Annotated in this window: 20 protein-coding genes and 1 riboswitch; of the genes, 5 read left to right on the top strand and 15 right to left on the bottom strand. The window is 67.8% G+C overall.

Translation table 11 applies throughout. The annotated features are described in order from the left end of the window. Positions 1-47: 47 nt before the first annotated feature. Positions 48-193, bottom strand: a riboswitch (FMN riboswitch). Between the two features lie 187 nt (positions 194-380). The 3 genes from AC5P9W_RS18005 (at position 381) to AC5P9W_RS17995 (ending at position 2,559) form a co-directional block, all read left to right on the top strand. Next, positions 381-1,001 (top strand): outer membrane beta-barrel protein, encoded by a 621-nt coding sequence (locus tag AC5P9W_RS18005; protein WP_021204340.1) that lies wholly within the window; start codon positions 381-383, stop codon positions 999-1,001. Positions 1,002-1,153: 152 nt separating this feature from the next. After that, positions 1,154-2,038, top strand: a complete 885-nt coding sequence (locus AC5P9W_RS18000; RefSeq protein ID WP_021204339.1) for a hypothetical protein — start codon at positions 1,154-1,156, stop codon at positions 2,036-2,038. Positions 2,039-2,172: 134 nt separating this feature from the next. Next, positions 2,173-2,559, top strand: a complete 387-nt coding sequence (locus AC5P9W_RS17995; protein ID WP_242015222.1) for a hypothetical protein — start codon at positions 2,173-2,175, stop codon at positions 2,557-2,559. Between the two features lie 25 nt (positions 2,560-2,584). Here the strand turns inward: AC5P9W_RS17995 and ribD are convergent, their stop codons facing one another. The 6 genes from ribD to AC5P9W_RS17965 form a co-directional block, all read right to left on the bottom strand. Continuing rightward, the gene (ribD, locus tag AC5P9W_RS17990; RefSeq protein ID WP_111098848.1) at positions 2,585-3,670 is read right to left on the bottom strand and encodes a bifunctional diaminohydroxyphosphoribosylaminopyrimidine deaminase/5-amino-6-(5-phosphoribosylamino)uracil reductase RibD; all 1,086 of its coding nucleotides are present in this window, start codon (positions 3,668-3,670) and stop codon (positions 2,585-2,587) included. A gap of 120 nt (positions 3,671-3,790) precedes the next feature. Then, a complete protein-coding gene (nrdR, locus tag AC5P9W_RS17985) occupies positions 3,791-4,312 on the bottom strand; it encodes a transcriptional regulator NrdR (RefSeq protein ID WP_019661036.1) in 522 nt (173 codons plus the stop codon). Positions 4,313-4,456: 144 nt separating this feature from the next. Next, positions 4,457-4,906: a hypothetical protein gene (locus AC5P9W_RS17980; protein ID WP_021204335.1), complete on the bottom strand. Its 450-nt coding sequence runs from the start codon at positions 4,904-4,906 to the stop codon at positions 4,457-4,459. Between the two features lie 27 nt (positions 4,907-4,933). After that, entirely contained in the window at positions 4,934-5,353 is a 420-nt protein-coding gene (locus AC5P9W_RS17975) for a hypothetical protein (RefSeq protein WP_495219384.1), read from the bottom strand. A gap of 66 nt (positions 5,354-5,419) precedes the next feature. Then, positions 5,420-6,673 (bottom strand): serine hydroxymethyltransferase, encoded by a 1,254-nt coding sequence (gene glyA, locus AC5P9W_RS17970; RefSeq protein ID WP_019661033.1) that lies wholly within the window; start codon positions 6,671-6,673, stop codon positions 5,420-5,422. A gap of 159 nt (positions 6,674-6,832) precedes the next feature. After that, positions 6,833-7,309 carry an RcnB family protein gene (locus AC5P9W_RS17965; RefSeq protein ID WP_019661032.1) on the bottom strand — a complete coding sequence of 159 codons (477 nt, stop codon included), beginning with the start codon at positions 7,307-7,309 and terminating at the stop codon, positions 6,833-6,835. Positions 7,310-7,561: 252 nt separating this feature from the next. Between AC5P9W_RS17965 and ettA the strand changes: the two genes are divergently transcribed. Together ettA and AC5P9W_RS17955 are read left to right on the top strand one after the other, a co-directional pair. Further along, positions 7,562-9,226, top strand: coding sequence for an energy-dependent translational throttle protein EttA (gene ettA / locus AC5P9W_RS17960; RefSeq protein ID WP_005415249.1), 1,665 nt, complete (start codon positions 7,562-7,564; stop codon positions 9,224-9,226). 124 nt (positions 9,227-9,350) lie between these two features. Beyond that, positions 9,351-10,667, top strand: coding sequence for an NCS2 family permease (locus tag AC5P9W_RS17955; RefSeq protein ID WP_019661030.1), 1,317 nt, complete (start codon positions 9,351-9,353; stop codon positions 10,665-10,667). Positions 10,668-10,732: 65 nt separating this feature from the next. Here the strand turns inward: AC5P9W_RS17955 and bcsZ are convergent, their stop codons facing one another. From bcsZ to AC5P9W_RS17910, 9 genes are read right to left on the bottom strand one after another with little or no spacing between them, the layout of a single operon-like run. Further along, positions 10,733-11,866 carry a cellulose synthase complex periplasmic endoglucanase BcsZ gene (bcsZ, locus tag AC5P9W_RS17950; protein WP_021204333.1) on the bottom strand — a complete coding sequence of 378 codons (1,134 nt, stop codon included), beginning with the start codon at positions 11,864-11,866 and terminating at the stop codon, positions 10,733-10,735. After that, positions 11,850-15,431 carry a cellulose synthase complex outer membrane protein BcsC gene (bcsC, locus tag AC5P9W_RS17945; protein ID WP_495219383.1) on the bottom strand — a complete coding sequence of 1,194 codons (3,582 nt, stop codon included), beginning with the start codon at positions 15,429-15,431 and terminating at the stop codon, positions 11,850-11,852. Before bcsC ends, bcsZ begins: the two co-directional genes overlap by 17 nt. Then, complete coding sequence (bcsB, locus tag AC5P9W_RS17940; RefSeq protein ID WP_219634192.1) at positions 15,431-17,794, bottom strand: cellulose biosynthesis cyclic di-GMP-binding regulatory protein BcsB; 2,364 nt, start codon at positions 17,792-17,794, stop codon at positions 15,431-15,433. Before bcsB ends, bcsC begins: the two co-directional genes overlap by 1 nt. Next, entirely contained in the window at positions 17,791-20,415 is a 2,625-nt protein-coding gene (gene bcsA / locus AC5P9W_RS17935; RefSeq protein WP_495219382.1) for a UDP-forming cellulose synthase catalytic subunit, read from the bottom strand. Before bcsA ends, bcsB begins: the two co-directional genes overlap by 4 nt. Then, entirely contained in the window at positions 20,415-21,170 is a 756-nt protein-coding gene (gene bcsQ / locus AC5P9W_RS17930) for a cellulose biosynthesis protein BcsQ (RefSeq protein ID WP_021204329.1), read from the bottom strand. Before bcsQ ends, bcsA begins: the two co-directional genes overlap by 1 nt. Then, positions 21,167-21,346 (bottom strand): cellulose biosynthesis protein BcsR, encoded by a 180-nt coding sequence (gene bcsR / locus AC5P9W_RS17925; protein ID WP_021204328.1) that lies wholly within the window; start codon positions 21,344-21,346, stop codon positions 21,167-21,169. Before bcsR ends, bcsQ begins: the two co-directional genes overlap by 4 nt. Beyond that, entirely contained in the window at positions 21,346-22,977 is a 1,632-nt protein-coding gene (gene bcsG / locus AC5P9W_RS17920) for a cellulose biosynthesis protein BcsG (RefSeq protein WP_031270787.1), read from the bottom strand. Before bcsG ends, bcsR begins: the two co-directional genes overlap by 1 nt. Beyond that, positions 22,974-23,153 (bottom strand): cellulose biosynthesis protein BcsF, encoded by a 180-nt coding sequence (bcsF, locus tag AC5P9W_RS17915; protein ID WP_021204326.1) that lies wholly within the window; start codon positions 23,151-23,153, stop codon positions 22,974-22,976. The genes bcsG and bcsF overlap by 4 nt, the downstream gene beginning before the upstream one ends. Continuing rightward, positions 23,150-24,688 (bottom strand): BcsE family c-di-GMP-binding protein, encoded by a 1,539-nt coding sequence (locus AC5P9W_RS17910; protein WP_111098852.1) that lies wholly within the window; start codon positions 24,686-24,688, stop codon positions 23,150-23,152. Before AC5P9W_RS17910 ends, bcsF begins: the two co-directional genes overlap by 4 nt. Positions 24,689-24,849 lie beyond the last annotated feature (161 nt).

Here is a 24,849-nt window from a genome sequence, read left to right as displayed (position 1 = left end):
ACGCCGCAAGGCAAACAGGCGGGCGCAGGGCCGCGAAGGCCCTGTGGCACCGTCTTCTTTCATCCGGACTATGACCGTCGGCTCCGGCATTGGACCGGATCTGCTGACCCCCGGCCGTGGGCCGGAGCGCTCGCGGGCTCGTGCTTGCGCACCTACCGCCGGTGGGGAGTTGCACCCCGCCCTGAAGACGTTTGTGTACCGGCGAACCGGCGTGGCCAGTGTACCAGCCCGGGCTGAACGGGGCTGGATGCCACAGCTGTGACGGCCGTCGCTCGCAATTTGTAAAACTTTCATTAAAATTCGCAACGGACGACATGAGGTCGCCCACGGGTAGCCGAGAGGGCTGGCCCGCCAATGGACTGAAATTCACAGGAATTCCCATGCGCAAGATGCTGATCGTGGCCGCCCTGCTGGCCGCCGCCCCGCTCTCGGCTTCAGCCGACGCCCTGAGCTACACCTACGTCGAAGGCGGTTGGACGCAGGTCAAGGTTGACGACAACGCACTGGACGACCCCAAGGTCGACGGCGGCTACCTGCGTGGTTCCGTGGCGATCGCCGAACAGGTCTACGTGTTCGGTGGCTGGTCGCGCACCAGCAAGACCAATCACTACGGCAATGATTCGCTGAAGCTGGAACTGAACCAGCCGGAGCTCGGCATCGGCTACCACATGCCGTGGACCGACCGCCTGGACTTCACCGCCGATGCCGCATGGGTGCGCCAGAACGCCGAAGCCACCGTCCGCTACGACGGCCTGCGTTTCAGCCAGAAGGATCACACCAACCTGGGCCGCGTAACCCTGGGTATCCGTGGCAAGCCGTCGCGCATGACCGAAGGTTGGGTCAAGGCCGGTTACATGGACGGCGGCAACAACTTCAAGGGCACCTGGGTCGGCACCGTCGGCGGCCAGATCAACTTCACCAGGACCTGGGGTCTGGTGGGCGAGATCTCCGGCTACCGCGACGTCACCCAGTACTCGGCCGGCGTCCGCGCCAGCTTCTGATCCAACGATCGCTCCTCGTCGTGCGATCGAACGGGCCCCGCAAGGGGCCCGTTTTTTTGGCCGGGGTACACCGCCATGTGACCTCTGGCCGCCATCGAAAGTAGTGCTGGATGCGCTAGGCTTGCGCGCCTCTGGAACAGGAAAACACCGTCATGAAGACCCCCACCCGTACCCTTCTGGCCAGCGTGCTGCTGTGCGCCCCGCTGATTGCCAGCGCGGCACCGGCCCAACTGACGCCCGAGCAGGCCTTCGACCTGTATGCACGCGTGCTGCTGGAGGACGACGCGGCCGCCACGCGCACGCTCAACGACGCACTGAAGCCGGCGTTCGAGGGCCAGGATGCCGTGACCCCCAACCCGGGTGCGCTGGCCAAGGCCTTGGCCGAACCCTGGCAGACGGTACTGGCCAGCACCGGCGCCAAGGTCGACGCTGCGGCCACCGAAGCGCTGTATGCCAAGGCGCTGCGTGATTCGAAGTGCCGCGCGACCAAGAGCGTGATCGAAGACAACGAGTACGTTGAAGACCAGAAACTGGCGCGGATCACCTACAACTGCCAGCTGCCCGACCTGGGCAAGGTCCGCCCGCTGTTTGCCGCCAGCCTCGCGTCTGACGCCAGCCCGGCCGCGCGCAAGCAGTTCACCGATGCCTATACCCAGGCACTGCTGAGTGGCATGCGCGTGCCGGTCAACGGCACCTTCACCCTGTACCCGGCCAAGGACAACGGCTACTGGTACAGCGGTAATTTTGACGATCTGGTGGGAACCGTAGCCGGTGCGCTGGCGCCGTTCGAGGACTGGATGCAGGATGCACAGGCCGCCAGCGCGCCGAAAGTAACCGGCGTACCGGGCTGCGACCTGCTGCTGCAGCAGCACCGCGCCTGCGTAGCGAAGATCGCGCCGGACCAGATCAGCGGCGTGGATGCGATGGCCGAGGAACTGAAGGCCAAGGCGCAGGTGCAATCGGCCGAGGAGATGACGCAGGAGTGCAAGGCGCTGCGCCCGATCGCCGAAATGATGTGGACCGACGAATGCGCGTAAGCGCGAGCTAGAGCCGGGTCCACGCTCGGCTCATCGTTACCTGCGGCAACGGCGAGCGCACTTTCAGAACCGTTGCATGGCCTTGCGCGGCCCGCATGGTCAATGCTGTTGCCCTCTTCCACCGGGGCAACCGCATGAAACATCGTACGACGTCGACTACCGTCATGCTGCTGGCGCTGATGGTGAGTGGGCAGGCCGAAGCGTACAGGCCCAAGACCTTCATCATCCGCCCATCGGTTGCCTTCGAGTCGAACCAGCTACGTGACAGGGACATCGATGCACAGCTGAGCGAGAACGACGACTGCCGCGCGTTCCTGCAGTACCACGATCGATGTGCACCGACGGTCCTGCCGGACGAGTACGACGACGGCATCAGCCGCCGCAGACTACGGTCGAAGTCGACAGAGCTGGCGGGGGAAGCGCTCAGTGCCTACTGCCGCGACCTGCACGTGCTGTGGAAGCAGCAGTGGAAAGAACAGTGCCCCGCCTACGAAGACGAGGACGAGGACGAGGGCACCTGACGACGCCGGAGATACCGCCATTCCCTCACGGCCGCAGCAGCAGCCTGATGTCCTCGCCGACCTGGCGCTGGTCAACCACCCGCAGGCGGCGCTGCTGGTCCATGGCATCGATGCCGAGGCCGGTCAGCAACGGGCGTCCGCCGTCGCCCAGCAGTGTGGGGGCCTGGTACAGCAGCAGCTCGTCCACCCAGCCGCCGCGCAGCAAGGCACCGGCCAGCGTCGCGCCGGCTTCGGTATGCACTTCGTTGATGCCGCGCTCGGCCAGCAGGGCCAGCACCGCGCCCAGATCCAACCGTCCCTCTGCGCTGGGCACGCTGGCGAATTCGGCGTCGGCCGCATCCGGCGCGCTCACCGCCGCATCGTGCAGGTACAGCGTCGGGGCCCCGCCTTCGCGCACGCGGCTGCATTCGAGCGAACGCAGGCGCGAATCGAGCACCACGCGCAGCGGTGGCATCACCTCGGTATCGGCCAGGCGCACGGTCAGCATCGGGTCGTCGGCAATCACGGTGTCGGCGCCGGTCAGGATTGCACCCGCACGTGCGCGCCAGTGCTGCACGTCTTCGCGCGCGGCCGGCCCGGTAATCCACTTGGAGCTGCCATCGGCCATCGCGGTGCGGCCATCGAGGCTGGCGGCCAGCTTCACCCGCAGCCACGGGCGGTTGCGCTCCACGCGCGACAGGTAACCCTTGTTGAGCTCGCGCGCCTGTGCCGCCATCAGCCCTTCGGCGACGTCGATGCCGGCATTGCGCAGCAGATCGAAGCCACCGCCATCGACCTTGGGGAACGGATCGCGCATCGCCGCGACCACACGCGACACGCCCGCTTCGATCAGTGCCAGCGCACACGGTGGCGTGCGCCCGTAGTGCGCGCAGGGCTCCAGGGTGACGTAGGCGGTGGCGCCACGGGCGTCGCTGCCGGCCTCGCGCAGCGCGAACACTTCAGCATGCGGGCCACCGGCGCGCTGGTGCCAGCCCTGCCCGACCACGCGTTCGCCATGGGCGATCACGCAGCCGACCATCGGATTGGGACGGGTGGTGTAGGCGGCACGCTCGGCCAAGCGAAGTGCGTTGGCCATGTGCAGGTGGTCGAGGACGGAGAACGGGGTGGTCATGCGGCCATGGTAACGCCGCCGGTGTGGATCCAAGCCGTCAGTGCCAACCAACGGTTGGCACCCACCAGTGAATGCGGCCACCGGTGCCCACCAAGGTTGGCACCCCCAAGGCAGAGGCAGTCAGCCTTTCTTTTTCTTGGTCAGGGCAATCACATCGCCCAGCAGCTGCAGCTGTTCGGTACTGGCCGGCAGCTCGCGCTCGAGCTTCTCGATCTCCTCGCGGAAATCGGCCACGTCCTCGAAGCTGCGGTACACCGAAGCGAAGCGCACGTAGCCCACGTGGTCGAGCTTGCGCAGTTCGTTCATGACGAACTCGCCAACCTTGATCGAGGGCACTTCGCGCTCGCCGCTGATACGCAGCTGGTGCACCACCGCACGTACCGCTGCTTCGATCTTTTCTTCGGGCACCGCGCGCTTCTGCAGCGCGCGATCGAACCCCGCGCGGACCTTGCGCTGGTCGAACGCTTCACGGGTGCCATCGCTCTTGACGATGGCCGGCAGCTTCAGCTCGACCGTTTCCAGAGTGCTGAAGCGCTCGCCGCAGGCTTCGCATTCCCGCCGACGGCGAATCGTCGCGCCGTCTTCAGAGACGCGCGAGTCGATGACCCGGGTATCGGCATGTTGGCAGAAGGGGCAATGCATGGAACGCCTGGCTCAGGGAGCAATTGCCATGGTCATGGCAGCGTCGCAAAGGTACCTGAGAAAGGGCGCCGCAGCAAATGCTGCCCGCGCGGAAGCGCCTGCATTCTGGCTACCCGGCGTGTCCGGCGAGTTCGGATGCCCGGCTCAACCGGGTGCGGGTGGCGGCGATGCCATGCGTGCCCAGCGCAGCCACGCCAAGTGCCCGGACATCACCAGTAGCGGCGGGCCAAACCCGAGGAAGCCCAATGTCGAGATCTCGCCATTGCTGATCGTGGAGTACAGCGTGGCGACGACCACGCCCGACGCGGCCAAGCCACCCAACGCCAGGCCGACCCAGGCCATGACCGGTGATTGGCGAAGGCCGGCAACACCGCGCCACAGGAACAGCCCGCTCAGCCACAGCCACGACAGCAGGCCGATGATGCCGGCCGACGACCACAGCAGCAACAGCGTGTACTCGTCGCCCGTCAGGTACTTGCCGTCCCATACGGCCATCAGCCCCAGCACGGCACCCGTGCCGCCTGCCGCCACGGTGGGCAGGCCCACCAGCAGGCCGGCGATCGCCATCCAGCGCTTGTGCAGGCGCTCATCCATGCGTTCGATGTCCTTCCATGGGCCACGTCATGCCCGGCGCTTGATCCACACCAGCATCGCAGCCGGCACCAGCATCGACGGGCCCAACAGCAGCAGGGCGATGCCTTCGGCGTGGACGGTGCTGCTCCACCACAGCGCCAGCCCCAGCGGGGGCACGGCGGCAAGACCGCCGGCCAGCAGCATCCACCACCAGAGGCGATGCACCTGCAGCCCGGCACGCCCCTGCAGCAGATACCCGGCGCTGAGCCACAACCAAGCCAGGCAGCCGGCAATGCCGGCCAGGCCCCACAGCGGCATCACGGTCACCGCAGCCAGCGTGCCATGGCCGAACTGGCCCGGCCCCGTCAGCAGCAGCATCAGTGCGGCAAAGCCGCCGGCCACCAGGCTGGGCAGGCCGAACAGCACGGCCAGGGTGGTGTACAGGTATTTGAGGCGGCGCTCATCCATGCGCGATCGCTGCAATGCCGGGGTCAGAGCCCTGCCCTGCGGGAAGGGATCCGACCCCTGTTTCGATCAGCCGTAGACCGGGTACTTGCGGCACTGCGCGCTGACGGCGTCGCGCACGCGGGCAATGACAGCGTCGTCGTTCGGTGCATCGAGCACGTCGGCAATCCAGTTGGCCAGGTCCACGCAGTCCTGTTCGACGTAACCACGGGTGGTCACCGCCGGGGTACCCAGGCGCAGGCCCGAGGTCACGAACGGCGAACGCGGGTCGTTCGGCACCGAGTTCTTGTTGACGGTGATGTGGGCCTTGCCCAGCGCGGCTTCCGCGTCCTTGCCGGACACGTCCTTGCCGATCATGTCCACCAGCATGAGGTGGTTCTGGGTGCCGCCGGAGACGATCTTGTAACCGCGCGCGATGAGCGTGTTGGCCATCGCCTGGGCGTTCTTCACCACCTGCTGCTGGTAGGTCCTGAAGGCCGGTTCCAGCGCTTCCTTGAAGGCCACGGCCTTGCCGGCGATGACGTGCATGAGCGGACCGCCCTGGATGCCCGGGAACACGATCGACTGCAGCTTCTTGACCAGGTCTTCGTCGGCGCCCTTGGCGATGATGATGCCGCCACGCGGGCCGCGCAGGGTCTTGTGGGTGGTGGAGGTCACCACGTGGGCGTGTTCCAGCGGGCTCGGGTAGACGCCAGCGGCGACCAGGCCGGCCACGTGGGCCATGTCGACGAACAGGTAGGCACCGACCTTGTCGGCGATGGCGCGGAAGCGCGCCCAGTCGATCACCTGCGAATAGGCCGAGAAGCCGGCAACGACCATCTTCGGCTTGTGCTCCAGGGCCAGGCGCTCGACTTCGTCGTAATCGATCAGGCCCTGGTCGTTCACGCCGTACTGCACGGCGTTGAACAGCTTGCCCGAGGCATTCACCTTGGCACCGTGGGTGAGGTGGCCGCCGTGGGCCAGGCTCATGCCGAGGATGGTGTCACCCGGCTGCAGCAGGGCGAAGTACACGGCCTGGTTGGCCTGCGAGCCGCTGTGCGGCTGCACGTTGGCGTAGTCGGCACCAAACAGCTGCTTGAGGCGGTCGATCGCCAGCTGCTCGGCAATGTCCACGTATTCGCAGCCGCCGTAGTAGCGCTTGCCCGGGTAGCCTTCGGCGTACTTGTTGGTCAGCTGGCTGCCCTGGGCTTCCATCACCGCCGGGCTGGTGTAGTTCTCGCTGGCGATCAGCTCGACGTGGTCTTCCTGGCGCTGGGTTTCAGCGGCAATGGCCTTGGCCAGTTCGGGATCGTAGGATTCGATGCGGACGTCACGCGGGAACATCGGGTACTCCAGCAGGCAGGGAAAGGGGTACGGCTCAGCCCCTGATTGTAGCCCCGCACCGGCCCGCCGGGGCCGAAAAGGACGGGGCCGGCACTTCCGAAGGAATCCGGCCCCGTGCATGCCAGTGGATCCACGCCATGCGTGGACGTGGCCGCCGGCTCAGCGGCTGTTGATGATGTAGTCGGCGATGATGCCGGTTGCCACCGCCACCAGCAGCATGTTGCCGCGGTCGTCGCGGATCCAGTGGTGCCCATGCGGCGGGCGGCGCAGGTGGTAGCGCGGGTAGTCGTTCACCACGTAGATCGGGCCACGGTAGTAGTCGCGGTAGCGGTGGCCGACCTTCCAGCCGTAGCCCGGGCCATAGGCCGGTCGATAGACCACGCGCGGCGGCGGTGCCGGGCGGTAGTAGCGGTCATGGTCGCGGTGCCAGTCGCGGCGGTCGCGTTCCCAGTCGCGCCGGGCCTCGCGGCGGTCGCGTTCCCAGTCACGGCGGTCCTGTCGCCACTCGCGGCGGTCCTCGCGCCACTCGCGGCGGTCGTGGCCGCGGCGGTGGTCGTTGTCGGCGAAGGCGGGAGCCACGGCACCGAGCGCCAGCACAGAGGCCACGGCGCTGGCCATTACTCGATTGATGCGCATGTCAGACCTCTGTTTGGGTGGTGGTGAGCCCATATTGCGCAACCGATCTGAACCGTTTCCGGCTGGAAACGCTTCCCGCTGCAGGACTGTGACGGAGTATTCAGGCCACGGCCAGCCGGCGCCCCTGCGCCGGGCGCGGCCCGGAACCGGTTCCGGCTATAATTGGCGGTATTCCATTCCAGTCTGTGCCCGCTGCCGCAACGGGATGTTTCCGTGACGGGTCGGGTGCAGGGCCGCGCCTACGGAGACCTCATGTCGTCGCAATACATCTACACCATGAACCGCGTGTCCAAGGTGGTCCCGCCCAAGCGGCAGATCATCAAGGACATCTCGCTGTCCTTCTTCCCGGGTGCCAAGATCGGCCTGCTGGGCCTGAACGGCGCCGGCAAGTCCACCGTGCTGAAGATCATGGCCGGCGTGGACACCGATTTCGAGGGCGAGGCCCGCCCGCAGCCGGGCATCAAGGTCGGCTACCTGGCGCAGGAACCGGAACTGGACCCGAACAAGACCGTGCGCGAGTCGGTCGAGGAAGGCGTGGGCGAAGTGCTGCAGGCGCAGGCTGCGCTGGAAGCGGTGTATGCCGCCTACGCCGAGGAAGGTGCCGACTTCGACGCGCTGGCCAAGGAGCAGGAGCGCCTGGAGGCGATCCTGGCCGCCGGTGATGCGCATACCCTGGAAAACCAGCTGGACGTGGCCGCCGATGCGCTCCGCCTGCCGCCGTGGGATGCCAAGATCGCCAACCTGTCCGGTGGTGAAAAGCGCCGCGTGGCGCTGTGCCGCCTGCTGCTGCAGAAGCCGGACATGCTGCTGCTGGACGAACCGACCAACCACCTCGACGCCGAGTCGGTGGAATGGCTGGAACAGTTCCTGGCGCGCTACACCGGCACCGTGGTGGCCGTTACCCACGATCGCTACTTCCTGGACAACGCCGCCGAGTGGATCCTGGAACTGGACCGCGGCCGCGGCATTCCGTGGAAGGGCAACTACACCGAATGGCTGGTGCAGAAGGATGAGCGCCTGAAGCAGGAAGAAAACCAGGAAAAGGCCCGCCAGAAGGCGATCCAGAAGGAACTGGAGTGGTCGCGCCAGAACGCCAAGGGCGGCCGTTCCAAGGGCAAGGCCCGTCTGGCCCGCCTGGAAGAGCTGCAGTCGCAGGATTACCAGAAGCGCAACGAGACCAACGAAATCTTCATTCCGCCGGGCGAGCGCCTGGGCAACATGGTGATGGAGTTCAAGAACGTCTCCAAGAAGTTCGGCGACCGCCTGCTGATCGACAACCTCTCGATGCTGATTCCGCCGGGCGCGATCGTCGGCATCATCGGCCCGAACGGCGCCGGCAAGTCGACCCTGTTCAAGATGATCACCGGCCAGGAAAAGCCGGATTCGGGCGAGATCGTGATCGGCCCGACCGTGCAGCTGTCCTACGTGGACCAGAGCCGCGACAAGCTGGAAGGCAACCACAACGTCTTCCAGGAAATCGCCGGCGGCCTGGACATCCTCAACATCAACGGCATCGAGATCCAGTCGCGCGCCTACATCGGCCGCTTCAACTTCAAGGGCCAGGACCAGCAGAAGATGGTCGGTTCGCTGTCCGGTGGTGAGCGTGGCCGCCTGCACATGGCCAAGACCCTGCTGCAGGGTGGCAATGTGCTGCTGCTGGACGAACCGTCCAACGACCTGGACATCGAAACGCTGCGTGCGCTGGAAGATGCGCTGCTGGAGTTCCCGGGCAACACCTTCGTGATTTCGCACGACCGCTGGTTCCTGGACCGCATCGCCACGCACATCATCGCTTTCGAAGGCGACTCGCACGTGGAGTTCTTCCAGGGCAACTACCGCGAGTACGAGGAAGACAAGAAGCGCCGCATGGGCGACGACGCTGCGCCGAAGCGCCTGCGCTTCAAGGCGCTGAAGTAAGGCAACCGGAAAGGCCGCGCTCGCGCGGCCTTTCTCCTTTCGGTAGGTCACCACCGTTGGTGGTGACGCTTCAAGGCGTACCGACCAACGGTCGGTACCCACCACCAACGGGTCGAGATTCCCCATGTCCCTGTTCGAGCGCCTGTTCCAGCTGCAGCAGCACGGCACCACCGTGCGCACCGAGCTGCTGGCCGGTGTCACCACCTTCCTGACGATGTCCTACATCGTCTTCGTGAACCCCGAGATCCTCGGCACCACCGGCATGGACGCCGGCGCGGTGTTCGTGGCCACCTGCCTGGCTGCTGCACTGGGTTCGGCGGTGATGGCGCTGGCCGCCAACTTCCCGGTCGGCATGGCACCGGGCATGGGCCTGAACGCGTTCTTCGCCTTCACCGTGGTTGGTGCTGCCGGCCTGCCGTGGCAGCAGGCGCTGGCGGCGGTGTTCATCTCCGGCCTGGTGTTCCTGGTGCTGTCACTGACCGGCGTTCGGGCATGGCTGGTATCGGGCATTCCTTCGTCGCTGCGCTCGGCCATCGTGGCCGGCATCGGCCTGTTCCTGGCGATCATCGCGCTGCAGAAATCCGGCGTGATTGTCGGCAATGAAGATACGCTGGTGGCACTGGGACCGTTGAACACGGCGCCGCCGCTGCTGGCACTGGCCGGCTTCCTGCTGATCGCGGTGCTGGAAGCGCGCCGCGTGCGTGGTGCGATCCTGATCGGCATCCTCGCGGTGACCGGCGCCGGCTGGGCATTGGGCGATGTGCAGTACCAGGGCCTGGTTTCGCTGCCGCCGAGCCTGGCGCCGACCTTCCTGCAGCTGGACCTGCCGGGCCTGCTGCACCATGACGGTGGTGCGCCGATCGCCGTATTGCTGCAGGTGGTGCTGGTGTTCGTGCTGGTGGAAGTGTTCGATGCCACCGGCACGTTGTACGGCGTGGTCGGTCGCGCCGGCCTGCTGAAGCTGCCCGGCGCGCAGAAGCGTTTCGGCCGCGCGCTGCTGGCCGACAGCACCGCCATCGTGGCCGGTTCGGTGCTCGGCACCAGCAGCACCACGGCCTTTGCCGAAAGCGCCTCGGGCGTGCAGGTGGGCGGCCGCACCGGCCTGACCGCATTGGTGGTGTCGGCACTGTTCCTGGCCGCGCTGCTGTTCTCGCCGCTGGCGTCGATGGTGCCCAGCTATGCCACCGCGCCGGCGCTGCTGTTCGTGGCCGGCCTGATGCTGCGCGAACTGGTGGAGGTGGACTGGAGCGACCTGACCGAATCGGTGCCGGCCGCGCTGTGTGCGCTGGCAATGCCGTTCACCTACTCCATTGCCAACGGCCTGGCCTTCGGCTTCATCGCCTATGCCGCGCTGAAGGCGGGCACCGGCCGCTGGCGCGAAGTGCATCCGGCGGTGTGGCTGGTGGCGGTGCTGTTCACCCTGCGCTACGCGCTGGAATGATGCCTGGCTGAGGGTCGGTCGGAGCCCACTGCGCTGCGTAGGTACCTGACCCCGCAGCGCTGCAGCTACCAGCGCGGCTGCAGGCGGCCGTCGGTGGCGAAGCGCCAGCGTCCTTCGGCCCAACCCACGCCGAACAGGGCCAGCATCTGCGAGTAATAGGCCGGTGCATCGGCGCGTTGCTGCTCGGCGCTGGGCAGGCTGGCCCGCAGCGACTGCGCGCGCTCCGCTTCGCCCTGCGCGATCAGATAGGGCAGCAGGGCCGCGCGGAATCCGTAGTTGCCTTCGCCCTGCCCCTGGCCACTGCGGGTGTCGATCTTTTCCCACATCGGTGCACCACTGCGCAGGCGCTGCAGCGGTCCGGACAGCGCCGCCAGCTGCGCGCGGAACAACGGATCGCGCGATGCGGTCATGCCTGCCCAGGTGTAGCAGCGGATGGCGTCGTAGCCGCCGACCGCACCGCGCACCGGATCGACGACGAAGCGATCGCCTTTCCACGCCGCCCAGTCCGGTGCGAACCCGTGCGGGCTGCTCTGCTGCAGCAACTGCACGCTGTTGCGCGCCAGCGCCTGCCACGGCCCGCTGCGATCCTCCGCCGCAAAGCGGCGCAGCAGCGGCAGTGGCAGATAGCTGGGGTTGACCCGCGTGGCGTCCCCTTCAATGAACCCCTGTGGGCCTGGCAACAGCATTGGGCCGAGCCCGGGCAGATCCACGATCTCGCGCGCCCGCACCTGCACCAGCATGCCCTCCGCGATGGCCTTCAGCGCCGGACGGCGCCACAGCCGCGCGCCTTCCAGCAGCGCGTAGGCCAGCCAGAGATCGGAGTCCGAGGCCGGGTTGTCGTCCAGCACCCGCCAGGCGCCGGCGTCATCGCGTCCCCACAGCCAGGCCGGCAGGCGCTTGCCCATGTCGCCACCGGCAAGGTTGTCCTGGGTCCAGCCCAGGATGCGGTCGAACAGCGCCTGGTCGTTGTCGACCAGGGCGAAGAACAAGGCATAGGACTGGCCTTCGGAGGTGCTGCGCTGATCGTCCTGGCTGCGATCGATCATGCGCCCGTCGCGGCTCAGGCTGCTGTCGAGCAGTACCTGCCACGCCGGCCAGCGCGCGTCGGGCGCGGCCTGCACACGGCACACGCCGAGCAGCGGCAGCGTGGCGACCGCCTGCAGCAGGCGCCGTCGCCGCAGGTCAGCGGAATTCGCCATACGGCACCAGTGGTGATACGGGCAGCGGCAGGTTTCCCTGCCAGGGCTTGAAGGTGTAGCGCAGGTAGAGCTGGAACGAATTCGGCGAGAAATCGCGGCTGCGCTGGAGGGTGCCGGCAGCGCCCAGCACGAAGTGGTCGCCGAGGCGGCGCTCCACCGCGCCGTACAGGCGGTACCCGGTGCCCGTGCTGCTGCTGTCACCGGTGTACAGGCCGGCCTCGTCCAGCCGCAGCGGGCCGTACTGCGGCTCAAGCTGTGCAATCACGCGCTCGATCAAGGCCTGGTCGGGGAAACGGCTGATCGACGAGGTACGCGCACTGGACACACTGACCGAGCCATCCAGGCGCACCGACCACACGTCGTTGCGCCAGGCAAAGCTGACCGGCAGGCTCAGCGATGCATAGCGCTGCGGGCTGTAGTAGCCGCCCTGGCCCAGCGAGTAGCCGCCCAGGTCCTTCTGGTAGCGCCAGTACATCGCGGTGGTACCCACATCCAGCCGCATGTCGGGGCGCTGGATCAGCTTGTGGTACCAGCCCACCATCGCGCGTGCGCGGGTGTTGTCGACCACGTTGTGCCCGGTCAGCCGATGCCAGCTCCAGTTCGACCACACGCCATCGCGGCCGCCCTGGTCGTAGCCGAGGCTGAAGGTCACGCCGTTGGCGGTGACGCCGCCCCAGCTGATGCCGCTGCGCGGATCAACCGCACCGGCCTGCGACAGCAGCGAATTGGTCATCGGCCGCCGCGACAGCGTGGCGCCCCAGCCGAAGCGCCCGAGGTCGCCATTGAGGGTGACACCGCCAAGCCAGTTGCCGACCACGTAGTTGGACGGGGTGTGGCCGATATCGACGTTCCAGCGGTCATCCAGGGTGCGCCAGCCGACGGCGAAGCCGGCACCGGAGGTGCGCCGCTGGTGCACGAAGCGGGTGCAGCCCGGTGCGCGCAGGCGGCTGTCGTCGGCCTGCAGCAGATCCAGGTCACAGCTGCCGAAATCCTCGTCGTAGGCGCCGCTCTCATCGGTCTGGAAGCGGCCCGCATCGAAGCTGACCTGCTCGATGCGCGCCCAGCCCAGGCCACCGGCGAATGGCGCGTCCAGATGCGCGATGCGGGTATCGCGCGACAGCCGCGAAATGCCCGGCGTGCCATCGCTGCGGCGACCGGTGTCCTGCATCACCGTCAGGGTGGGATTCTCCTGCTGGTACAGGGTTTCCACATCGCTGCGCAGGCTGCGCCGCAACCAGTCATCGCCGGCTGTCTCGCGGCTGGCCAGGGTCAACGCGCGGTTGTCGCGCGGCGTGACCTGGCCGGGAGCCAACACGCCGTTGTCGGCCATCGCCTGCGCGTACATGTCCAGCGCCTGCTGCGGATCATCGCGGCGCACCAGCCGTGCCGCATCACGCCAGGACTGTGCGTCGGGCCCGGTCTTGCGCGCAAGCAACGCGCGCAGGATCGCCAGGGCCTTCGTGTCCTCGCGCAGGTCGGTCCAGATGGTGGCGAGCTGACGCTGCTGGCCGATCTCGTCATCGTCCACTGCCGGCGGTGCGTCGTGCATCTGGCGGCGTGCGCTGGCCAGATCGCCGGTGCCAATCCAGGCCTGGACCTGGCCCAGCTGCGCATCCACATTGTCCGGCTGTGCGGCAAGCACGCGCTGGTAGTAGTGCAGCGCCTGCGCGTGATCGCCGCGCAGGCGCGCCCACTCGGCCATCATCAGATCATTGTCGGTGCTGGGCGGTTGCTGCTGCAGCAGCGCGATGGCTTCGGCCTCCCTGCCCTGCGCACGCAGATCCCACAGATGATCGACCAGCTGCTGCCGCTGCAGGCGCGCCGACAGCGCGCGGATGTCGTCGTTCCACTTCGCCTGCGGCAGCGCGTCGAGTACCGCCAGCGCCTGCGGCAGCCGATCGGATCCCGACAGGTAGAGCGCCTGCGCGTAGCGCGCTTCGGCGCTGTCGTTATGCGTGGCCATGTCGGCCACCGCCGCGTCGGCCTCGTCCTGCCGGCCAGCGGCGCGCAGCTCGTTGGCCAGCGCATAGGCCAGCCATGCATCGCCCGGCAGTTCGCCGCGCAGCTTCTGCCCCAGCATGATCGCGGTGGTCGCATCACCGGCAGCCAGCGCCTGCTCGCGACGCTCACGCAGGCGGCTGATCTGGAGCTGGCGCAGGTCTTCGGCATACAACCTGCGTTGCGCAGCGGGCAATGCGTTGATGAAGGCTTCCAGCCGCTGCGGGTCGGTGCGGCCGTACAGCTGCACCAGCTTGCGGATCACGTTGGCATCGTTGGGCGCCATCCGCCGCGCAACCTGCAGCTGGCGTTCGGCTGCGGCGTCGTCACCGCGGGCCACGGCCACGTCGACCAGGCCCAGTGCAGCATTGACGTCGCGGGGCTGCTGGCGATGCGCCTGCGCATAGAGGCGCTCGGCCTCGTCCAGCCGGCCGGCCGCCAGCGCCGCATCGGCCTGGTCCAGCTGCAGCCAGTAGCGGGTGCTGGCGATCAGGTCGCGCCACTTGTCGTTGCTGTCGCCGGCCGGGGTGGCCTGCACCGCACGCTGGAAATAGCTGATGGCCTGCTCGCGGCGGCCCTGGCGCATCAGCGCCATGCCCAGCCCCCCCAACAGGTCGGGCTCGCGCGGATAGCCGCGCAACGCCTGCAGGAAAGCGCGCTCGGCCTCTGCATTGCGACCTGCGTCGAGCAGCTGCTGGCCGCGCAGGCCGGCGCGCCACGCCGGGTCGCTGACCCGCTTGTGCTGGTCGGTGTAGCGCTCGCGCACCAACGCGATGTCGGCAAACGCTGGGTTGCGGGTGATGAAGTCCTGCAGCCGGCGCACGCTGCGGTCGTCGGCCGGCTGATCCTTCAGGTAGGCCCATTCGGCGTCCGCCGCCATGCCGCGGGCCTCCGGATTACGCCCCATGCGCTGCAGCGCGGCGAGCGCCTCTGCATCGCGGCCGGCAGCGAACAGCATCTGCGACAGCGCCTGCAGCAATGGCACATTGCCCGGATAACTGCGGTCCAGTTCGCCCAGCGCACGGATCGCCTGTGCACGCCCATCCGGCTGGCCGCCGCGCAGGCGCCAGTACTCCAGGCCCAGCTGCAGGCCGGGTGGATCATCGTTGAACAGGCGGCGGTAGATCGCCAGCGCTTCGGCGCTGCGACCACCGGCAGCGAACAGGCGCGCCTGCTGCAGATCCTGCTGCAGATCACCGCGGTAGGCCCTCCAGAGGCGTTCGCCGGCGGCCAGTTCACGGGTACCTGTACCGATCTCGCGCAGGCGCTTCAGGGTCGCCTCGGCATCCTGCAGCTTCTGTTGCGAGAGCTGCACTTCCAGGATCGCCACCAAGGTGCCGCGATCATCCGGTGCCAGCATGCGCAGCCGCGCCAGGGCGTCTTCGATCAGACTCTGGCGACCGGTGGCCTCACCGATGCGCACCTGCTGCAACAGCCACTGGCGCTGCTCGGCGACGGTTCCGCCCGGCGTATCGGGCAAGGCCTGCGCCGCGCAGGGCCCGGCACCGGCCAGTCCCAACAGGACGAGGCCGGACGCGGTGACCAGCGGATGCCGCGTACGTGCCATCAGTGCCCCGGGTCCAGGCGCTTGGCCGCGACCCAGCGCAGCGCGCGCCACAGCAGGAAGGCGACCATCAGCACCACCAGCGTGGCCAGCACCGCCAGCAGCGCCGGGTGGTCGGCCAGGTGGTACCACAGCAGCAGCCACCACGGCAGCGCGCCAACGTAGTAGTGATCACCGACGAACTGGCTGTGAATGCCCGAGGTACGCAGGATCGCCACCGAGCCGGCGATGGCTTCGCGCTTGCCGGTATCGCTGAGTGCATCGTGGAGCAGGCCGTAGTCGGCGGCATTGCTGGCGGCCAGCGAAACGATGCTGCGCTGCGCATGCGTCGGTGACTGCATGCCGATGATCGCGGCAAACGGTGCCTGCGCGCTCACTGCCACTTCGGTCACCGCTGGATCGCCATCGCGGCTGCCACGGCGGGCCTGTTCCATCGCCTGCTGCGGCGACGGAGACTGGCCATTGAGCAGGCGCGTGCGCTGGTCGTCGATCAGCAGCGACAGCTGCTGGCTACCGCGCAGTTCGGCCGGCAGGGCACCCAGCATCAGCAGGTCCGCATCCAGCGCGCTGGCCTGCTTCCAGTCATCGGACAGGCGCAGCCCATAGGCCGGATAGCCGCTCTGCACGCCCAGCCCACCGATCAGGTTCAGCAGCAGGCTGACCTGTGCCTCGTTGGCTTGGGGCGGCACCAGCACGACAGTCTCCGACAGATCGGCCATGCGGGTGAAGGGGAATCCACTGAGCGCGAACGCGGACAGGTCCGGCAGGCCCATGTAGTGATGGAATCCGGAGAAGTCGATGGTCGAGTCGTCTTCGATCGCTGCCTGCAGGTTGGGCGGCAGCACGGTCTGGCAATGATCGCGCTGCGCACTGCCCATCACGCTGGCAAAGTTGAAATCGAAACGCAGCTGGTTGCGGTCGCCCAGTTTGAGCGCCGGAATCAGCAGGCGACCGTCATCGGCACCGGCATCGCCAGCCAGCACCGGCAGGCGGATTTCCTCCAGGCCCTGCTTGCCGTTGCGGCGCACCAGCGGGAAGCTGGAGATGAACTGGTCGTTGATCGCCACGCCCAGCCGCGACTCATCGCTGCCAAACGGCGGCGTGTAGCGGTAGCGCAGGTTCAGCGGAATACCCTGGTTGCGCCAGATGAACAGATCCGGCGGCAGGTTGAGGTTGACCGTGATCGGCTGCGGCGACACGCCGTTGGCGTGCAGTTGTTGCGGATAGTCGAGCAGTTCAGCCAAGCGGACGGCGCGGTCGGTGCGTACCCAGTTCGGTGCGTCGTACGGCTTGCGCGGGGCCAGTGGCTTGACCTCATCGACACTGACCTGGCGGCCGCGGAACAGCACGTTGCCGGCCGCCATCGCAGCCACGGCCTTCTGCAGGTCGTCATCGTTGCGGCCCAGCACCAGCAGCAGCTTCCGCTGCGGATCCTCCGGCAGCGACATCAGTTCGATCATCGGGCCGTTCACCGGGGCATGGTTGGCGATCACCGGCGGGAACCTGCCGTTGACCGCCAGCACCACCGCGTGGCCCTTGTCCGGCAACGTGCCGAAGCTGACCGGGAAACGTGCCTGGCGCCACCAGCCGGACAGGCTGCCGAAGTACGAGGACATCACCGCCGCCGCCCGCTGCTGTGCCAGGCTCGGCGCAGCGGCGAACACCACTGGCAGTTCCAGCCGTGCTGTATCACGCGGATCGAAGAACGGCAGCGGGAAGTTGGCCAGGTCGTCCTGCATCGCCAGCGGCTGGCCGCCCAGGCGCAGCGTGCTGTTGCTCGAGAGATTGACCCACAGCGAGCTGTGCGTCGGCTCTTCGCAGATGTCGGTGTAGTGGCCGACGAACTCCAGGCGGACCTGGTTGAAATCAGCAATCAGGCGCGCGTCCAGCGGTAGCTTGGCCTGCACCGGGCGGCCCAGCTGCTCGTTGCTGATCGGCACCACGCCCATCATCGCGTCGTTGAGATAGACCCGCAGGTGCGACAGGGTCGGCAGCAGCGACGGTGAAGGCGTGAAGCTCAGATCCAGCTCGGCATCGCGGACCAGGCGATCACGGCGGACCTGGAACTCGAAGGTGGTGGCATTGCGCACGCCCGACAGCAGCGTGTCCTGGCGGCGCCCCAGCTGCGCGAAGGTGTTCTGCCGCTGCCAGGGCCAGGCGCTGCCCGCCCAGGTCTGCGCCAGCGCGGGCTCGGTACCGGTGGCAGGCGTGGTGGCTGGCGCGGCCGGCACCCCCGGCGCCGGCGGAGCGGCAGGCGCGGTAGTGGGAGGGACAACCGGCGCCGGGGCAGGCGCGCTGTTGCCTGACGCCACGGGCAGGGCCAGCAGGGGCAGCAGCAGCCAACGCAGAGAGGACGGACGGGTCATGGACGAAGCCCTGGATCAGCGGCTGGGTCAGCCGGGTGGGAAGGAAGCGGACGTTGCGGAGCAAAACTGGCCAGCCATCGCAGCAGGCGACGGTTCCAATGTGCGGGGCGGTCGAGGTCGAACGGTGCGAAATCACCCATCCGCCGGTAGCCGCGCCAGCCCAGGACCAGCACGCTCCACAGGCTGCGCGGCAGGCTCTTGGGCTGGTAACCGGCGTGCCAGTCAAGCCAGGCATCGGCGCGGGCGAAGGTGCATTGGGCGAACTCGACGCGCTGGCGCTCGTCCTCGAACAGCAGCAGCAGGCCCAGTCGCTGGCCGACCGTGCGTTGCACGCGCGCCGGGAATGCGAACTCGCGGCGACCCCGCCCCAGCAGCACCTGCACGCGCTGGCCTTCGGCCAGCTGTGCGTCTTCGCCGAGTTCGACGCCCACGCCATCGTTGGAGTAATCCTGCAGCACGCCGCGCAGGCGGCGGCCATCGGGCACCTGCAGCGCCATCGGCAGACGGGTGGTGACGCGATGCGTGCGTCGCACCTGCTGCACTTCGGCCGCCACCGCCAGCGCACCGCCGATGATCAGCAGGTTGTACAGCACCCACAGCGAACTCACGATCACCGTGCCACGCTCGTCAAGTGGGCCGTGCACGAAGCGCCACAGGGCAAAGCACAGGCCCAGCACGTTCAGCAGCGCCAGCACCAGGTAGGGCTGCGCCACGCGCCAGTCGAAACGATCGCCGGCCTGGGTACCGCCCTTGTCGGTGACGTTGAACTTGCCGCGGCCCGGACTGAACAGCGCCACGGTGGTGGGCCGTGCGATGTACCAGGCCAGCACCGTCTCGTACACCTCACCCCAGAACGGACGCCGGTACTTGCCCTGGATGCGTGCGTTGGTCAGGCTGGCGTGGGCCATGTGCGGTACCACGAACAACAGGATGGCCAGCGCTGGTGCGTAGATGATGTACACATGCAGCAGCAGGAACGCCAGCGGCGCAGTGAGGAACACCAGGCGCGGAATGCCAGCCAGGAAATGCAGCATCGCGTTGGCATAGCAGAAGCGCTGGAACAGGCTCAGGCCCTTGCCCAGCAACGGGTTGTCGATGCGGAAGATCTGCACCATGCCACGCGCCCAGCGGATGCGCTGGTTGACGTGCGCGCCGAGGCTGTCGGTGGCCAGGCCGGCCGCCTGCGGAATGCGCAGGTAGGCCGAGTTCCAGCCCTTGCGGTGCAGCCGCAGCGCGGTGTGCGCATCCTCGGTGACGGTCTCGGTGGCAAACCCGCCGATGGCATCGATGGCTTCGCGCCGCAGCACCGCGCAGGAGCCGCAGAAGAACGCCGCGTTCCACAGGTCGTTGCCGTCCTGCACCAGGCCGTAGAACAGCTCGCCTTCGTTGGGATCGCTGCGGAACACCTGCAGGTTGCGTTCGAATGGATCGGCCGAGAAGAAGTGGTGCGGGGTCTGCACCAGCGCCAGTTTGGGATCGCGCAGGAACCAGCCGCAGGTGATCTGCAGGAACGACCGCACCGGCAGGTGGTCGCTGTCGAAGATGGCCACCAGCTCGCCATCGATCAGGGTCAACGCATGGTTGAGGTTGCCGGCCTTGGCATGGCGGTTGTCGGCACGGGTGATGTAGTTGACCCCGGTGCGCTCGGCGAATGCGCGGAATTCTTCGCGCTTGCCATCATCAAGGATGTGGAGGCGCAGCTTGTCGGCCGGCCAGTCCAGGCCCATCGCCGCGTACACGGTGTGCCGCACCAGCGCCAGGTCTTCGTTGTAGGTGGGGATCAGCACATCCACCGTCGGCCACTGGCGGATATCGGCCGGCAACGGCGCCGGGCGGCGCCGCAGCGGCCAGGCCACCTGCACGTAACCGAGCATCAGCACGAGCCACGAGTAGGTTTCCGCCGCCAGCAGCACCACGCCACAGACCAGGTCGAAGGTGCTGTTCCAGTTCAACGTGGCCGTATAGCGCCACCACAGGTACCGGCAGGACACGGTGATCGACAGCACGACCAGCACCAGCGTCGCATAGCGCCCCTGCATGCGCCGCACCAGCAGCGCGATGGCCCACAGCAGCACCACGAACACGAACTGCGCCAGATAGGTGAACGGCTGGGTGATGCACAGCGCCGCCAGCCCCAGCGTGGCCAACCCGACCAGCAGGGTCAGCAGGTGCCGCGAACGCGGCGACAGGCTGCCCATCTTCCGGCCGAACCATGCCGCCACGCGGCTGTTCCAGAATTCACTGGGTGCATCGCGCATGGCGCGCAGGTAGCGCAGGCGGCCGCGACCGGCCGCACCGCGCAGTTCGGCAATGCGTTCGCGACGGGCCCGGGCCAACCGTTGCCGCCTCAGCGAGGGCTGCGGTACCAACCGCACCACCGACAGCCACATGGCCTGGATCAACAACCGCAGTGGATCGCCCGGGCGCCAGCGGCGGTCACCCTGGATCTGCGGGAAGGCGTTGCGCAGGCGCGGGGCCTGTGCCTGCCATGCCGGCCCTTCCAGGCGCAGGAACGCCCAGCCCACGCACTGCAGCAGCCACAGCAGCGAGCGGGTTGGCCAAGGCGCATGCACGCGTTCGCGCAGGCGCCCCCAGTCCAGGTAGTAGACGCGGGCGCCCATCAGCGTGTCCCCGCAACGGGCTGGCGCCGTGCGGCCTCGGCCAGGCACCACAACACCAGGCCATCGACATCGGCAGCGGCCAGCGAATCGGTCGCATAGCGCCCCAGTGGCTGCTTGCTGGCCAGCGCGGAGGGCACCCGCGCATCCTCGTGCAGCGGCTGCGGCACCAGCCGCGGGCCGTGCGCGTGAAGCCACAGCTGCATCAGATCGCGCTGCACCGGGATGACCGGGTCATAGCGGTTGGCCAGCAACAGGCGTGTGTCCTCCGGCTGCCGCTGCAGGAACACGTGGCTGACCGGATCGACACAGGCCAGGCGCAGCGGCAGCGTGCAGCGCACGTGCTGGTTGATGGCCGCTGCATGCGCCGGCAGGCGCTGCGGCAGGTCGAACAGGATCCAGTCGAACTGGGTCTCCAGCAGCGGAATGCGTTCGGCCCAGGTGCCCGGTGCCTGTTGCAGCTGCTGTTCGATGCGCATTGCGGCCTCGCTATCGACGCGACCATAGGGCAGCACCGCAAGTCCTGCTGCAACGGCGTAGGCGGCATCACGCCAGTCCGTGCCGTCCAGCTGCGCGCGCCCCCAACCGTTGTCCACGTCGGCAGGCAGCCCCAGGTGCAGGCCGAGCATCTGGTCCGGACTGCATTCGACCAGCAGGACGCGCTGGCCCTGCGCGTGCAAGCCCTGGCCGAGTGCGGCCAGCACCGTGGTGACACCGGTTCCGCCATGGATGCCCTGCAGCGACAGCACGGTGCTCATCGGCGCGGCTCCAGTTCGGCCAGCAACGGCCAGCGCGCCAGCGCCTGGGCACGCTCATGCTGGGCAGAGAAGTCCACGTAGGGCAGCCCCGGCATGCCCAGGCTGCGGCGCAGCAGGTCGATATCGTCCTCTTCCACGGACAGCGTGACCGGTACGGCAAGGATGTCGGCAGGCATCAGCGTGCCTCCTCGGGGTAGGGGCTCCAGGCCTGGCTGCCCTGCAGCTGCAGCCAGGGCTTGCCGGCGTACTCGATGACCTTGGCGCCTTCGTTTTCCGACACCGACGGTGTCTGCGGCAGCCCCTTCAGCAGGCTGTCCCAGTTGCGCTCGCTCGGCGGCGACTGGGCGTTGAGCGCGTACACGCGCGAAACCAGCTCGGACACGGCCAGGTAGCTGCTCGGTTCGGGGACATGACGCGGGCCGCCGGCCGCCGGCGCGCCCATGCCGATCAGCTTCACGCCCACCGGCACGTGGGTGATCGACGGGCTGGGAATCTCGCGCATGCCCGGAATCTGCATGCGGTCGCCATGCAGGGCCGCGCCATGCTCGGGTACCACCACGATCATTGCGCGGCGGCCACTCTTCTCCACCGCATCGACGAAACCGGCCATGTCGCCCAACACCATTTCCGCACGTGCCTTGTAGTCGGCGGCATTCGAACGGCCATCGGCGCCGACGATGCGGTTGCCATCGTGCAGCGAAATCGTGTTGTAGAACAGCGCCACCTGCTGGCTGGACCCGGCCAGCCGCTGTTTCCACCACGCCATCAGCACATCGCCATCGCGGCGCAGCGGCGACTTGTCGAACGCCACCAGCGCTTTAGGAAACGCGCTGATATCCATCGGCTGTGCCTGCAGCCCGCCGTACTGGTGCAGTTCACCGATGAAGTCGTCGAAGTGACCGTCGTGGTTCATCGCCAGCTCGCTCTGGAAGCCCAGACGCTGCAGGTTCGAGAACAGCTGGCACTCGGCCGGCACCGGATCGAACAGCCCGGTATGCGAGGTCTGGCCACAGCTGGCGCGCAGCAGGCGGATCGCCGCCGGGCCGCTGTAGGCGGTTGCCGAGTTGAAGTCGTCGAACACCACGTCCATGTGGTCGAGCAGATTGTTCTGGCGCAGCCCCACTTCATCCAGATCGCTCCATGCCAGCGAGCAGATGTTGAGGATGATGACGTCGAACGGCGCGCCGCTGCCCGGTGCCGGGAAGCTGGTCTTGAGGCTGGCCTGCTGCTGGTAGAAGCCTGCCAGCCATGCGTTGAGCGTCTCGTTGTTGGCCGGCGGCAGGCCGCCACCTGAAGTGCCTGCGACGCTGGTGGTGGCCGCGGTGGCGGTACCCTGCCCCCAGTTCCAACCCGCCGGCATCGGTATCGCCATCACAGCCAGGCCAAGCATGCCCAGCACGCTCAGAGTGGTGATGCGCAGCCACGGCTTGAGCAGTACGTAGGCCAGCACCAGCATCGCCAGTACCGCCACCATCTGCCAGTTGATGAAGCGCTGGGCCAGCTCGAGCCAGTAATCCGCCGAGAAGTCCAGCACGCCAGGTTGCACCAACAGGCGCCGGAATGGCGGCCACCAGGTGTCCTGGTAGTACAGCGCCACGCCCACCGGTACCGCAGCGACAGTACGCGCGATGCGTGCCCAGCGCCAGCGCAGTGGAACCAGCAGCGCGCCCAGGAACAGCAGGTTGGGCAGGATCTTCAGATCCAGCGCGCCCATCCAGGCCAGTACCACCTTGGACAGGAAATACAGGTTCCAGCCGCGCAGGTCGGCCCAGGCGAAGGGCGATGCGGGAGCCACCTGCGGACTCATGCAGCCCCCCGCGGCGCACGCAGGCGTACACCGGCGCGGCGCAGGTGGCGAGGGGGCAGCCAGCGCGCGGCACGGCGGCCCAGCGCACGCCACAGCGTACCGAGCATGGCACCGAAGGGAATCATCACGAGCGCACAGGCGACGATCAGGGTCCAGAGTTGCTGGTCGGTGGTCATGCGCGATCTCCCAGTCGCAGCGGCTTCGGGACAGTGAAAACAGGCGCCTCCAGCGCCGGGGCCACCGGCGGCAGCACGGCGGGGGCTTCGGGCAGGACCTCGGCCTCCGGATCGCTGCTGCCGGCGTTCATCGCTGCAATGTCGTATTCGGCCAGACGCTGGTAGCCATCGAACAGCTCCCGCCAGGGCAGGCGGAACAGATTGCCCAGGGCCTGTTCGACCGCATCACGCCGGCACCCGAACAGGAACAGGCGCACCTGCCCGCGGTAGACACAGGCCAGATCGCCCTGGCGGCGGATGCGCAGCTGCTGCAACGTCTGCTCGGCGCGCAGGCCGGCCACCGGCTGCAACGCCAGCACGGCGCTTTCCACCGCGCTGCCGTCCTGGTCGATGCGTTCGCCAGCGATCTGGCGGAAGCGTGCGGCGTTGACCAGGCCGCTTACCGGTGGCGGCCGATGCGCACGGATCAGCGGCTCCGGATCGTCAGCCAGCTGGCCCTGCCAACGCTGACGCTGCACGGTTTCCAGCAGGGTCAGCAGGCGCGGCAACGGCGTGGCTGACGGCACTACCAGGCTGCAGCCGCACTGCATCAGCAGCCGCTCATCAGCGTAGCGCAGGCAGGGCTGCAGCTCGCGCACCACCAGTTTCAGGGCATTGCCACGTTCCCGGCGCAGGCGGTGCAGCAGTCGGGCCAGTGCATCCACCTTGGCGTTCTCGTCGATGGCCAGCACTACGGTGGCCTCGCGCGCCTGCAGCGCGGCCGGCAACAATCCAGCCCAGCCGTCATACAGGTGCCAGGCTGCCGACAGTGGCGGCGCACCGTCCAGTACTTCGGTCTGGGCCAGGAAGACATCGCGATCACTGCCACTGGTGGCATCGACCCCAGTCCCGGCGGCATCGGCCTCGGCCAGATGGCGCAGCCCGCGGCTTTCCTGCTCGACGCCGAACGATCGCTGGGCCACCACGCCATGGCTGTTGGACCAGTAGTGCAGCAGCAGCTGCAGGGCACCACGATGCGGATGCAACTGGGCCACACCGGCGCAGCTCCGGTTCAATGACAACAGGCGCGGGGCCAGGGTCGCCACTTCGCCATGGCACAGCAACAGCAGCACCTGCTGCGCCTGCCCGGCCCAGTCCTGCAGCTGCTGGCACCAGCGCGCCAGCCGGGCATCATCCCAGCCGTCCAGCGCCGCCACCGGGAACTGCACCACGCTGAGCCGGGTGCGCACCGAGGCGGTGCGCGGCAGATCGGCGGTCAGCCCGCGCAGCGCCTGCTGCATGCCGTGATGCGACCGCTGGAACAGCCGCAGGCGGGCCGGCCCCTGATCGGCCGGCAGCAGCGTCAGCATCGATTCGGGCCCCCGCCCCAGCGTGACCAGCACGGCCTCATCCAGTGCGTCGGCCGTGGCCAGCACACCGGCACCGAGCAGATCCGTCGGCGCGCTGCCCGCGGCAACGACCCAATACAGGCCCCCGCTGCGCATCTCCACCAGTTCGGTGGGCAGTCCGGCAATGGCAAGGTGTGTTGCTGGCACGCCGGATCCTTTCATTGCCCCTCACCCAGGCCGACGGCCCGGCAGCGGGGGCGCTGCAGTGGAGAGGGGATCATTTCCATGACGCACATCACATTCATGTGTCTGTACGGCAATGATAGCCCTGATCTTCACGTCTGCGGGATCAAGACGCAGTCAACGCC

The organism is Stenotrophomonas sp. YJH_SMC_33, from assembly GCF_059372295.1.
Note: the sequence above shows the minus strand (reverse complement) of the source record. Positions and strands in the feature narration are given on the sequence as shown.

What these genes read in the sequence shown, in the direction of transcription:
- AC5P9W_RS18005 (WP_021204340.1), top strand. Translation starts at nt 381, where the DNA reads ATGCGCAAGATGCTGATCGTGGCCGCCCTGCTGGCCGCCGCCCCGCTC.
- AC5P9W_RS18000 (WP_021204339.1), top strand. Translation starts at nt 1,154, where the DNA reads ATGAAGACCCCCACCCGTACCCTTCTGGCCAGCGTGCTGCTGTGCGCC.
- AC5P9W_RS17995 (WP_242015222.1), top strand. Translation starts at nt 2,173, where the DNA reads ATGAAACATCGTACGACGTCGACTACCGTCATGCTGCTGGCGCTGATG.
- ribD (WP_111098848.1), bottom strand. Translation starts at nt 3,670, where the DNA reads ATGACCACCCCGTTCTCCGTCCTCGACCACCTGCACATGGCCAACGCA.
- nrdR (WP_019661036.1), bottom strand. Translation starts at nt 4,312, where the DNA reads ATGCATTGCCCCTTCTGCCAACATGCCGATACCCGGGTCATCGACTCG.
- AC5P9W_RS17980 (WP_021204335.1), bottom strand. Translation starts at nt 4,906, where the DNA reads ATGGATGAGCGCCTGCACAAGCGCTGGATGGCGATCGCCGGCCTGCTG.
- AC5P9W_RS17975 (WP_495219384.1), bottom strand. Translation starts at nt 5,353, where the DNA reads ATGGATGAGCGCCGCCTCAAATACCTGTACACCACCCTGGCCGTGCTG.
- glyA (WP_019661033.1), bottom strand. Translation starts at nt 6,673, where the DNA reads ATGTTCCCGCGTGACGTCCGCATCGAATCCTACGATCCCGAACTGGCC.
- AC5P9W_RS17965 (WP_019661032.1), bottom strand. Translation starts at nt 7,309, where the DNA reads ATGCGCATCAATCGAGTAATGGCCAGCGCCGTGGCCTCTGTGCTGGCG.
- ettA (WP_005415249.1), top strand. Translation starts at nt 7,562, where the DNA reads ATGTCGTCGCAATACATCTACACCATGAACCGCGTGTCCAAGGTGGTC.
- AC5P9W_RS17955 (WP_019661030.1), top strand. Translation starts at nt 9,351, where the DNA reads ATGTCCCTGTTCGAGCGCCTGTTCCAGCTGCAGCAGCACGGCACCACC.
- bcsZ (WP_021204333.1), bottom strand. Translation starts at nt 11,866, where the DNA reads ATGGCGAATTCCGCTGACCTGCGGCGACGGCGCCTGCTGCAGGCGGTC.
- bcsC (WP_495219383.1), bottom strand. Translation starts at nt 15,431, where the DNA reads ATGGCACGTACGCGGCATCCGCTGGTCACCGCGTCCGGCCTCGTCCTG.
- bcsB (WP_219634192.1), bottom strand. Translation starts at nt 17,794, where the DNA reads ATGACCCGTCCGTCCTCTCTGCGTTGGCTGCTGCTGCCCCTGCTGGCC.
- bcsA (WP_495219382.1), bottom strand. Translation starts at nt 20,415, where the DNA reads ATGGGCGCCCGCGTCTACTACCTGGACTGGGGGCGCCTGCGCGAACGC.
- bcsQ (WP_021204329.1), bottom strand. Translation starts at nt 21,170, where the DNA reads ATGAGCACCGTGCTGTCGCTGCAGGGCATCCATGGCGGAACCGGTGTC.
- bcsR (WP_021204328.1), bottom strand. Translation starts at nt 21,346, where the DNA reads ATGCCTGCCGACATCCTTGCCGTACCGGTCACGCTGTCCGTGGAAGAG.
- bcsG (WP_031270787.1), bottom strand. Translation starts at nt 22,977, where the DNA reads ATGAGTCCGCAGGTGGCTCCCGCATCGCCCTTCGCCTGGGCCGACCTG.
- bcsF (WP_021204326.1), bottom strand. Translation starts at nt 23,153, where the DNA reads ATGACCACCGACCAGCAACTCTGGACCCTGATCGTCGCCTGTGCGCTC.